The sequence below is a fragment of the Flagellimonas lutaonensis genome, from assembly GCF_000963865.1.
Lineage (GTDB): Bacteria > Bacteroidota > Bacteroidia > Flavobacteriales > Flavobacteriaceae > Flagellimonas_A > Flagellimonas_A lutaonensis.
In genome coordinates, this window is sequence record NZ_CP011071.1 from 2407563 (window position 1) to 2420932 (window position 13370).

Below are 13370 nucleotides of genomic sequence, written 5' to 3' on the forward strand. Positions count from 1 at the left end.
TCTTCACAACATTTTTTTCTTGTCTTACGCTATTAAGTGCAACTTGCACATTACCAAGGACTTGGTTTTATGAATTATCCAAAAATTACATTCGTTGGCCTGTATGTGTGGATTGCTCTTTCAATGCTGACGGTCTATCCTGTTATGGGGCAAACGACTTTTACTGAAAGTGCTGCTGCCTATAACCTAAATATGGGAGGTGGTAAAGACGGTGGTCACGCATGGGCCGACTATGATTTGGATGGCGATTTTGATCTTGTGGTCAATACAAATGGCAGGGGTTATTTAATGCGAAACGATGGGGGTGGTTTTACCGATGTAACCTCATCGTTGGCCCCAGACTTTACAAGTGGAAGTCTGGAACGTACAGCATTGTTTGTAGATTTCAACAATGATGGGTATCCAGATATTTTCCGTAACAGACATAACGACGTGCGCATCTATTTACAAGATCCAGCGACGAACCGTTTTGGAAATGGTACGGGGGGTACCGCGCCCAATCAGCGTTTTACTTCACTTGCTGATGGTATGAACACTGAGGGAGCCGGTGCGCTTGACTACGATGGCGACGGTGATTTGGACATCTTTATTGACAACCATAACTACGGTATTGATATTCTTCAGAATGACGGCAATGGCAATTTCACGCACGTAACCAGAAAAGCTGACAGTCCTAACCCACCTTATAATGTGGCCGACCCAACTACTTGGCCATTGGGATTGGTACAGGATGCAACGGATGGTGATTATGGCTCGGCAACGGATTTTAACGATGACGGCTGGGTTGATATCGTGGTGCGCAAGCGAAACCAAGTAGACCTTTTCACCAATCTCGGGGGTACTTTTCAAAATGGGGTCAATATCGATGATGCTAATAACAGTAACAAAGGTTCTGTGGCCTTTTATGATTTTGATAACGATGGTGATTTTGACCTTTTCTGGACAGAGAACGGAATCAACCAAATACACAGAAATAATGGGGATGGAACTTGGACCGGCCTAGGGGCAGCTACAGGAATTCCCATAAACTTTTCGGGTCAGATAGAGGGTCTTGCCTGTGGTGACGTAGACAACGATGGAGACATCGACATTTTTCTCACCGGAAGCAGTACCAGCAAATTGTATTTAAACCAAATAAACAACGGTGGAGGGGCTATGTCCTTTATTGATTCAGGGCTTACCTTCAATGCCAATCCAGGTGAAGGATGTACGTTTATTGACGTAGACAATGATGGCGATTTAGATCTTTATGTGAATAGATCGGGACCCAATAGACTTTACATCAATCAGTTGGGAGCCCTTTCTAGGCCCAATCACCTGTACATCAATATTATTGAGGATAGGGATGCTTTCGGACTCATCAATACCGAAGAGCGCTTTGGTGTGGGCGCTACATCAAAAATATTGGATTGTGACGGTAACGTAATTTCAGGAACACGAGAAGTAAATGGTGGCTATGGCCATGGCACACAAGAAACTGGGGTCATCCATTTTGGGTTGCCCAGCGGGCCTTTGGTACCTATTGTGGTTGAGGTGGCATATCCGAGAACCACAGGGGGCAGGGTAGTGGTCAGAAGACAACTGCGGCCTATAGATTTCAATAATGGAAGCATCAATATCGTGGATGTTTTTCCAGATTCGGCCAACCAACCACCCACAGCCACTGATGACAGTGCGACCACTTTGGAAGATACACCGGTTACGCTAGACCCCTTGGTTGACAATGGTAATGGGGCCGATACCGATCCTGAAGGGCAACCGTTGGAATTACTTTCAGTGACCCAACCGGCCAATGGCACCTCAGTGTTGAATGGTGACGGCACGGTCACTTATACCCCAGACCCAGGTTTTTTTGGAAGCGATTCCTTTACTTATACAATAAGGGATAATGCGATCTGCACCTTTACTTCAGAACAGGATACAGCAACGATATTCATCACTGTCTATCGCGACAATGATAATGATGGTATTGATGATAGAAGCGATCTAGATGATGACAACGATGGTATTCCCGATGCGTTGGAGAACGATTGTGGCCCCGATATTTCTGGTTTTGATGCCCATTGGCCACTGGAAAATTCGACAAATGATAATTCCGGAAACGGGTACAATTTACAGGCAGGTTCGGTTGGCTACTCCAACGAGAGCGTCCATGGCTTGTCATCGGCCTCTTTTAACGGTGTTTCAAATTATTTACAGTACAGCGACGGCACTTTTTTGAACCAGAAGATTACCAACTTTTCATATGCTTTTTGGATAAAGCCCAATAATTTGATTGGCATCCAAACATTGCTTGATGAAGGTGGTGGCACCAACGGTGTGGCCATTCGATTGAATGGAAATATTTTGGAAAATGCCATACGAGAAGGCGGTGCAGGGAGTCAGATGAGCACATCAAGCTTTACATTTCCAAATGATGGACAATGGCACCACATAGCCTTTACATATGATAACGGAACGGTGATTATGTATTTAGACGGCGTAGCGAGCACTGCTATAAACACCGGTTTCGGAACATTGGCGGCCCATGGTAGTGCCCATAGTTTTGGTAGAAGTAGCGGTGATGCCTTTGGGCAGGGTACGGGAAATTATTTCGGTGGACTGATGGTTGAAATTTTGCACTACCCAATTGTGCTTTCACAATCAGATATAAATAACCTGATTTACGGCACCTGCGATGAAGACGGTGACGGGGTTGCGAATACAATTGATTTAGACAGTGATAATGATGGTGTTTATGATGCCGTTGAGGCTGGCCACACGCAGGGTCATACCGCCGGGGTCATTAGTGGCCCCTATGGCAACAATGGCTGGGCCAACGCCGTTGAAACCCTTCCAGAAAGCGGTATTGCTAATTATACCCTTTTGAATACGGATACAACGGGCAACCCTGATTTTCTTGATACTGACAGTGATGGTGATGGCTGTAGCGATGCCAATGAGGCCTATGCCGACGCCAATGCCGATGGAGGCGACAATGATTATTACGGTACCGGAAATCCGCCTGTAATCAATGCAAACGGCTCGGTTGCAGGGGCATTGTACCCAATACCCGCCGATGCGGACTCCAGTGGTACATTTGACTTTCATGAAGCAGGGGCTGCGCCGGTTATTTCGGTTCAACCATTTGATAGTCAAGCATGTCTGGGTTGTAGCGTTATATTTTTTGTAACTGTTTCAAACGCAGATGCTTATCAATGGCAGGTGTTCAATGGTTCAAGCTGGGTTGATCTCACCGATATGGGCATTTACTCCGGCACCACTACCAATACCCTTAGTTTGACCAATATTACCACTACAGAAAACGGAAACCGGTATAGGGTCATATTGGATAGCCAGAGCTTTATCTGTGCCAATACCATATCAAATATAGCCGTGTTGACAGTACAGGTGAACACGGTGATCACCAATAGAAGAATTACCTATCGTGTGAACAAAAATTAGGGGTCTTTCCAGTTTAAAAGTATTGGTATCGTTGATAAAATCGATGAACGGTAAAATGGTTCGTCAAGGGGTTTAAAATCTTCCACACTTCAAATTTATAGGGCTATACCGTACGAATTAGCACTTACACAACAATTATTTTCCTCGGGTGGGCATAAAAGTAATTTTGTATGGTGAAGAAATACTGTACTCACTGAAAAAGAGCAAAATACAACCCAAATTATGAACTATTTGACCAACTTATCGAAGGCAAAGCTTAAGAAAGGACACAAACCAGTTGCATTCAATAGTAATGGATTGACTGTTCTTAAAAAATACTTCCCTTCGGCATAAAGTTTTCAAGTTCAAGTTTTAGAGAATTTTTTTCGATTTGAAAAACAGATTAAACGTAAAAGACCATTTCATAAGGATGATGTCAAACAAAAACAAACCCATGAAAAAGATAGTAATTTTCATCCTCTTCCTATTCGTTTCTGGTTATGGACTTGCCCAGACAACGGTGACCCTTCAAGATCAATGTAATTGCGAGGTGTTAAGCGGAACAGATGTCTCAGCCCCAGGGGCCACAACTCCTGCGGGTGCCGATACGGGTGACATATATGTCAATACCAGTACAGGAACCATTTACTTTTGGGATGGAGACTCATGGGAACTGACATCTACTGATGACCAACAACTACAGAATTTTAGTTTCGATAGTGGTACCAATGTGTTATCACTGCAGATTGAAGATGGAAACACTGTAACTGTAAATCTATCGGCTTTGAGCAATGCCGGAAGTGACGACCAAACTATTTCAACCGATGGTACTTCGGGCAATATCACAATTGAAGATGGCAACACCCTGAACCTAAACGTTGACGATGCCGATGCCGACCCGACCAACGAGATAACCACTGTGACCAACAACGGTGACGGTACCAGCACCATTGCAGACGTAAATGGTGGAACGGTAACGGTCGATAATGATGGCGTTGACAATGTGGACGACGCCGATAATGACCCAACCAATGAATTGCAGAACGCCGCCCAAGTGAGCTTTGACGATACGGTGGCAGGTCTTGGTGAAACTGATGTGCAGGGGGCAATTGAAGCTTTGGCCGCCAGTAATGCAGCCGATAATGATACAGACCCGACCAACGAGCTACAGGACATCAGTACCAACGGCACTTCCGGTGACATCAGCATTAGTGGGGGCAGTAACATTACATTGAACGTTGATGACGCCGATAGCGACCCTACCAACGAGATAACCACGGTGACCGACAACGGTGACGGTACCAGCACCATTGCAGACGTAAATGGTGGAACGGTAACGGTGGATAATGATGGTGTTGACAATGTGGATGATGCCGATAATGACCCGACCAATGAGAACCAGACGGTTTCTGCAGGTGTTGGGATCTCGGTCAATCAGACGGGTAACGACTTTCAAGTGACCAATACGTCCCCTGACCAGACAGTGACCTTGGCAGATGGTGGTGCCGGCAACGTTACCATTGGCGGCAGCTATCCCAACTTTACCATAGATGTGACATCTCTTGATGACGCCGATAGCGACCCAACAAACGAGATACAGAACCTGAACGAGGTACTGGCCGACGGCAACGACGGTGGCGGACAGGCCATCGCCAACATCGCCGACCCTACCAACCCGCAGGACGCCGCGACCAAGAACTATGTGGACAGCATCAGCGTTGACGACGCGGATGCGGACCCGACCAACGAGCTACAGGACATCAGTACCAACGGCACTGCCGGTGACATCAGCATTAGTGGGGGCAGTAACATTACATTGAACGTTGATGACGCCGATAGCGACCCAACAAACGAGATACAGAACCTGAACGAGGTACTGGCCGACGGCAACGACGGTGGCGGACAGGCCATCGCCAACATCGCCGACCCTACCAACCCGCAGGACGCCGCGACCAAGAACTATGTGGACAGCATCAGCGTTGACGACGCGGATGCGGACCCGACCAACGAGCTACAGGACATCAGTACCAACGGCACTGCCGGTGACATCAGCATTAGTGGGGGCAGTAACATTACATTGAACGTTGATGACGCCGATAGCGACCCTACCAACGAGATAACCACTGTGACCGACAACGGTGACGGTACCAGCACCATTGCAGATGTAAATGGTGGAACGGTAACGGTGGATAACGATGGTGTTGACAATGTGGACGATGCCGATAATGACCCTACCAACGAGATACAGAACCTGAACGAGGTACTGGCCGACGGCAACGACGGTGGCGGACAGGCCATCGCCAACATCGCCGACCCTACCAACCCGCAGGACGCCGCTACCAAGAACTATGTGGACAACATCAGCGTTGACGACGCGGATGCTGACCCGACCAACGAATACAACACGGCCTTCACGGTGACGGGCGGCAACCTCCGTATCACCGATGGCGGTGGCAACCTTGACGTTCCGTTGAGTTCCATCGACACGGATGACCAAGACCTTGGCATTGGCGCTGGCGGAGTCGCCAACGAGAGTATTGAAGTGACGATAACAGATGGTTCAAGCACCATCATTGACATTCGCGATGCGGATTCAGATATTACCAATGAACTTTCACAAGTTGGTGCGGGTACTCCGGCCGCAACAGGGGCCACTGCCTCCAATGTTGGTGAGACTTATGTCGATACCACTACAGGTCAATTATACGTATGGGATGGTAGTGCATGGACTCAGGTAGGTGGTAACGCATCTCCAGATGCCGACCCGGACCCGACCAACGAGATACAGAACCTGAACGAGGTACTGGCCGACGGCAACGACGGTGGCGGACAGGCCATCACGAACATCGCCGACCCGACCAATCCTCAGGACGCTGCCACGAAGAACTATGTGGACAGCATCAGCGTTGACGACGCGGATGCGGACCCGACCAACGAGCTACAGGACATCAGTACCAACGGCACTTCCGGTGACATCAGCATTAGTGGGGGCAGTAACATTACATTGAACGTTGATGACGCCGATAGCGACCCTACCAACGAGATAACCACGGTGACCGACAACGGTGACGGTACCAGCACCATTGCAGACGTAAATGGTGGAACGGTAACGGTGGATAATGATGGTGTTGACAATGTGGACGATGCCGATAATGACCCGACCAATGAGAACCAGACGGTTTCTGCAGGTGTTGGGATCTCGGTCAATCAGACGGGTAACGACTTTCAAGTGACCAATACGTCCCCTGACCAGACAGTGACCTTGGCAGATGGTGGTGCCGGCAACGTTACCATTGGCGGCAGCTATCCCAACTTTACCATAGATGTGACATCTCTTGATGACGCCGATAGCGACCCAACAAACGAGATAACCACTGTGACCGACAACGGAGACGGTACCAGCACCATTGCAGACGTAAATGGTGGAACGGTAACGGTGGATAACGATGGTGTGGACAATGTGGATGATGCCGATAATGACCCGACCAACGAGATAACCACTGTGACCGACAACGGAGACGGTACCAGCACCATTGCAGACGTAAATGGTGGAACGGTAACGGTGGATAACGATGGTGTTGACAATGTGGACGATGCCGATAATGACCCTACCAACGAGATAACCACTGTGACCGACAACGGTGACGGTACCAGCACCATTGCAGATGTAAATGGTGGAACGGTAACGGTGGATAACGATGGTGTTGACAATGTGGACGATGCCGATAATGACCCTACCAACGAGATACAGAACCTGAACGAGGTACTGGCCGACGGCAACGACGGTGGCGGACAGGCCATCGCCAACATCGCCGACCCTACCAACCCGCAGGACGCCGCTACCAAGAACTATGTGGACAACATCAGCGTTGACGACGCGGATGCTGACCCGACCAACGAATACAACACGGCCTTCACGGTGACGGGCGGCAACCTCCGTATCACCGATGGCGGTGGCAACCTTGACGTTCCGTTGAGTTCCATCGACACGGATGACCAAGACCTTGGCATTGGCGCTGGCGGAGTCGCCAACGAGAGTATTGAAGTGACGATAACAGATGGTTCAAGCACCATCATTGACATTCGCGATGCGGATTCAGATATTACCAATGAACTTTCACAAGTTGGTGCGGGTACTCCGGCCGCAACAGGGGCCACTGCCTCCAATGTTGGTGAGACTTATGTCGATACCACTACAGGTCAATTATACGTATGGGATGGTAGTGCATGGACTCAGGTAGGTGGTAACGCATCTCCAGATGCCGACCCGGACCCGACCAACGAGATACAGAACCTGAACGAGGTACTGGCCGACGGCAACGACGGTGGCGGACAGGCCATCACGAACATCGCCGACCCGACCAATCCTCAGGACGCTGCCACGAAGAACTATGTGGACAGCATCAGCGTTGACGACGCGGATGCGGACCCGACCAACGAGCTACAGGACATCAGTACCAACGGCACTTCCGGTGACATCAGCATTAGTGGGGGCAGTAACATTACATTGAACGTTGATGACGCCGATAGCGACCCTACCAACGAGATAACCACGGTGACCGACAACGGTGACGGTACCAGCACCATTGCAGACGTAAATGGTGGAACGGTAACGGTGGATAATGATGGTGTTGACAATGTGGACGATGCCGATAATGACCCGACCAATGAGAACCAGACGGTTTCTGCAGGTGTTGGGATCTCGGTCAATCAGACGGGTAACGACTTTCAAGTGACCAATACGTCCCCTGACCAGACAGTGACCTTGGCAGATGGTGGTGCCGGCAACGTTACCATTGGCGGCAGCTATCCCAACTTTACCATAGATGTGACATCTCTTGATGACGCCGATAGCGACCCAACAAACGAGATAACCACTGTGACCGACAACGGAGACGGTACCAGCACCATTGCAGACGTAAATGGTGGAACGGTAACGGTGGATAACGATGGTGTGGACAATGTGGATGATGCCGATAATGACCCGACCAACGAGATAACCACTGTGACCGACAACGGAGACGGTACCAGCACCATTGCAGACGTAAATGGTGGAACGGTAACGGTGGATAACGATGGTGTTGACAATGTGGACGATGCCGATAATGACCCTACCAACGAGATAACCACTGTGACCGACAACGGTGACGGTACCAGCACCATTGCAGATGTAAATGGTGGAACGGTAACGGTGGATAACGATGGTGTTGACAATGTGGACGATGCCGATAATGACCCTACCAACGAGATACAGAACCTGAACGAGGTACTGGCCGACGGCAACGACGGTGGCGGACAGGCCATCGCCAACATCGCCGACCCTACCAACCCGCAGGACGCCGCTACCAAGAACTATGTGGACAACATCAGCGTTGACGACGCGGATGCTGACCCGACCAACGAATACAACACGGCCTTCACGGTGACGGGCGGCAACCTCCGTATCACCGATGGCGGTGGCAACCTTGACGTTCCGTTGAGTTCCATCGACACGGATGACCAAGACCTTGGCATTGGCGCTGGCGGAGTCGCCAACGAGAGTATTGAAGTGACGATAACAGATGGTTCAAGCACCATCATTGACATTCGCGATGCGGATTCAGATATTACCAATGAACTTTCACAAGTTGGTGCGGGTACTCCGGCCGCAACAGGGGCCACTGCCTCCAATGTTGGTGAGACTTATGTCGATACCACTACAGGTCAATTATACGTATGGGATGGTAGTGCATGGACTCAGGTAGGTGGTAACGCATCTCCAGATGCCGACCCGGACCCGACCAACGAGATACAGAACCTGAACGAGGTACTGGCCGACGGCAACGACGGTGGCGGACAGGCCATCACGAACATCGCCGACCCGACCAATCCTCAGGACGCTGCCACGAAGAACTATGTGGACAGCATCAGCGTTGACGACGCGGATGCGGACCCGACCAACGAGCTACAGGACATCAGTACCAACGGCACTTCCGGTGACATCAGCATTAGTGGGGGCAGTAACATTACATTGAACGTTGATGACGCCGATAGCGACCCTACCAACGAGATAACCACGGTGACCGACAACGGTGACGGTACCAGCACCATTGCAGACGTAAATGGTGGAACGGTAACGGTGGATAATGATGGTGTTGACAATGTGGACGATGCCGATAATGACCCGACCAATGAGAACCAGACGGTTTCTGCAGGTGTTGGGATCTCGGTCAATCAGACGGGTAACGACTTTCAAGTGACCAATACGTCCCCTGACCAGACAGTGACCTTGGCAGATGGTGGTGCCGGCAACGTTACCATTGGCGGCAGCTATCCCAACTTTACCATAGATGTGACATCTCTTGATGACGCCGATAGCGACCCAACAAACGAGATAACCACGGTGACCGACAACGGAGACGGTACCAGTACGATTGCCGATGTGAACGGTGGGACCGTGACAGTGGATAATGATGGTGTTGACAATGTTGACGACGCGGATGCTGACCCGACCAACGAGATACAGAACCTGAACGAGGTACTGGCCGATGGCAACGACGGTGGCGGACAGGCCATCACGAACCTGGCGGACCCTACCAACCCACAGGACGCCGCGACCAAGAACTATGTGGACAACATCAGTGTTGACGACGCGGATGCTGACCCGACCAACGAGCTACAGGACATCAGTACCAACGGCACTGCCGGTGACATCAGCATTAGTGGGGGCAGTAACATTACATTGAACGTTGATGACGCCGATAGCGACCCTACCAACGAGATAACCACGGTGACCGACAACGGAGACGGTACCAGCACCATTGCAGACGTAAATGGTGGAACGGTAACGGTCGATAACGATGGTGTGGACAATGTGGACGATGCGGATGCTGACCCGACCAACGAGCTACAGGACATCAGTACCAACGGCACTGCCGGTGACATCAGCATTAGTGGGGGCAGTAACATTACATTGAACGTTGATGACGCCGATAGCGACCCGACCAACGAGATAACCACTGTGACCGACAACGGAGACGGTACCAGTACGATTGCCGATGTGAACGGTGGGACCGTGACAGTGGATAATGATGGTGTTGACAATGTTGGCGATGCGGATGCTGACCCGACCAACGAGCTACAGGACATCAGCACCAATGGTTCTGCCGGTGACATCAGCATTAGTGGGGGCAGTAACATTACATTGAACGTTGATGACGCGGATGCTGACCCGACCAACGAGATACAGAACCTGAACGAGGTACTGGCCGACGGCAACGACGGTGGCGGACAGGCCATCACGAACATCGCCGACCCGACCAATCCTCAGGACGCTGCCACGAAGAACTATGTGGACAGCATCAGCGTTGACGACGCGGATGCGGACCCGACCAACGAGCTACAGGACATCAGTACCAACGGCACTTCCGGTGACATCAGCATTAGTGGGGGCAGTAACATTACATTGAACGTTGATGACGCCGATAGCGACCCTACCAACGAGATAACCACGGTGACCGACAACGGTGACGGTACCAGCACCATTGCAGACGTAAATGGTGGAACGGTAACGGTGGATAATGATGGTGTTGACAATGTGGACGATGCCGATAATGACCCGACCAATGAGAACCAGACGGTTTCTGCAGGTGTTGGGATCTCGGTCAATCAGACGGGTAACGACTTTCAAGTGACCAATACGTCCCCTGACCAGACAGTGACCTTGGCAGATGGTGGTGCCGGCAACGTTACCATTGGCGGCAGCTATCCCAACTTTACCATAGATGTGACATCTCTTGATGACGCCGATAGCGACCCAACAAACGAGATAACCACTGTGACCGACAACGGAGACGGTACCAGTACGATTGCCGATGTGAACGGTGGGACCGTGACAGTGGATAATGATGGTGTTGACAATGTTGACGACGCGGATGCTGACCCGACCAACGAGATACAGAACCTGAACGAGGTACTGGCCGATGGCAACGACGGTGGCGGACAGGCCATCACGAACCTGGCGGACCCTACCAACCCACAGGACGCCGCGACCAAGAACTATGTGGACAACATCAGTGTTGACGACGCGGATGCTGACCCGACCAACGAGCTACAGGACATCAGTACCAACGGCACTGCCGGTGACATCAGCATTAGTGGGGGCAGTAACATTACATTGAACGTTGATGACGCCGATAGCGACCCTACCAACGAGATAACCACGGTGACCGACAACGGAGACGGTACCAGCACCATTGCAGACGTAAATGGTGGAACGGTAACGGTCGATAACGATGGTGTGGACAATGTGGACGATGCGGATGCTGACCCGACCAACGAGATACAGAACCTGAACGAGGTATTGGCCGACGGCAACGACGGTGGCGGACAGGCCATCGCCAACATCGCCGACCCTACCAATCCACAGGACGCCGCTACCAAGAACTATGTGGACAACATCAGCGTTGACGACGCGGATGCTGACCCGACCAACGAATACAACACGGCCTTCACGGTGACGGGCGGCAACCTCCGTATCACCGATGGCGGTGGCAACCTTGACGTTCCGTTGAGCTCATTGGGCACCGACGACCAGAACCTGTCCGAGGTACTTACCGAGGGCAACGATGCCGGTGGATCGGCCATCACAAACTTGACGGACCCTACCAACCCGCAGGACGCTGCCACGAAGGCATACGTAGACGCGATAGCAGACGACGATGTAAGCGTTACCAACACAGTTGCAGGAAACCGAATAGCAACCATTTCAGAACCTGGTACGGCAGCGGTGGATATCAATGAGACTGTAACCTCACTGTCTCAAAATACCACGACCGGTGTTATCAGCTATACTGATGAAGATGGCGGAGCGCCGCAAACAGCCAATGTTGTGGGAAGTGAAGCTGATAACATGATAACAGTAGGCTCAAATGGCGGTGCCTATCTAGTGGCAATGCCAACCATTTATGCAACTGGAAAAGTTAATGGTAACGGAACCGCCGCAGCTATATATCAAGCAACGGTGTCAAGGCTCAACGAAGGTGATTATCAAATTACTTTCACTACGGCCCTACCAAACGCAAACTATATCATTCAGCTTTCAACCATTGATTGTGGGGGGGATTGTCCCGGTAACACATCTGCCAATTATGATGACCCTGGCATCACATATTATAATCAAACCACTACAGGTTTCAGGGTCAATATTGGAGACAGTGATAATGGTACTACCCAAAAGGATGATATCGACTTAGAATTCATGTTTACAGTAATAACCATACCAAACTAAGTCTAAAGAAATAATCGGAAAGATGAAAAGACTAATTTTTTTACTGACCATTGTTGTGGTGATGTCATTTTCGATGTCAGTTAATGCGCAGATAGATGCAGGTTCTGTAATGGGAATGCCCACGGGAACCACGGCTGAGATAAATGCCATTACAACGGCAAATATTGGTTCTACTGCCTTTAACACGGATGATGAATCAATTTATTGGTATACATCGTCAGGATGGGTAAAGGCTATGGATGATCAATTCGATGACGAGGTACAACTGAGGACGGCAATCGATGTAGATGAGGGCGGGGAATCCAGTCCAACCTCCGAAGCTACGGTGAAAGAGGTGATTGATGCCATTGCTCCCATTACCTCAAAGGCAGCACGGGTATTTTATCCACCTTCCATAGCGATAGATGCCTCAACAAATGGAACGGGTAGAACGGTAAATCTTTATACCGAATATGTTAACCAATTTGCCTCTATCAATACAGTGGCCAGTACCGGGGCGCCAGCTGCGGTACCTACCTACGCGGCCAACGAGCTTTATTATTATGTTACATATTACGATCCAACGGTTTTTGACAATATTTCTATAGATGCCAATGGGGTCATGACCTACGACATCATAGGTCAACCAGCCGACTACAATTCGCTGATCAACGTAGTGTTCGTGGTCAAGTAAATGTTA

General features: G+C 50.2%; 3 protein-coding genes. All 3 read left to right on the forward strand.

Annotation, left to right across the window (positions count from 1 at the left end; genetic code table 11):
- The first annotated feature begins 69 nt into the window (after positions 1-69).
- Entirely contained in the window at positions 70-3444 is a 3375-nt protein-coding gene (locus tag VC82_RS11265) for an FG-GAP-like repeat-containing protein (RefSeq protein ID WP_157518065.1), read from the forward strand.
- A gap of 433 nt (positions 3445-3877) precedes the next feature.
- A complete protein-coding gene (locus VC82_RS11270) occupies positions 3878-12691 on the forward strand; it encodes a beta strand repeat-containing protein (RefSeq protein ID WP_157518068.1) in 8814 nt (2937 codons plus the stop codon).
- A gap of 22 nt (positions 12692-12713) precedes the next feature.
- A complete protein-coding gene (locus VC82_RS11275) occupies positions 12714-13364 on the forward strand; it encodes a hypothetical protein (RefSeq protein ID WP_245615890.1) in 651 nt (216 codons plus the stop codon).
- The last annotated feature ends 6 nt before the right edge of the window (positions 13365-13370 follow it).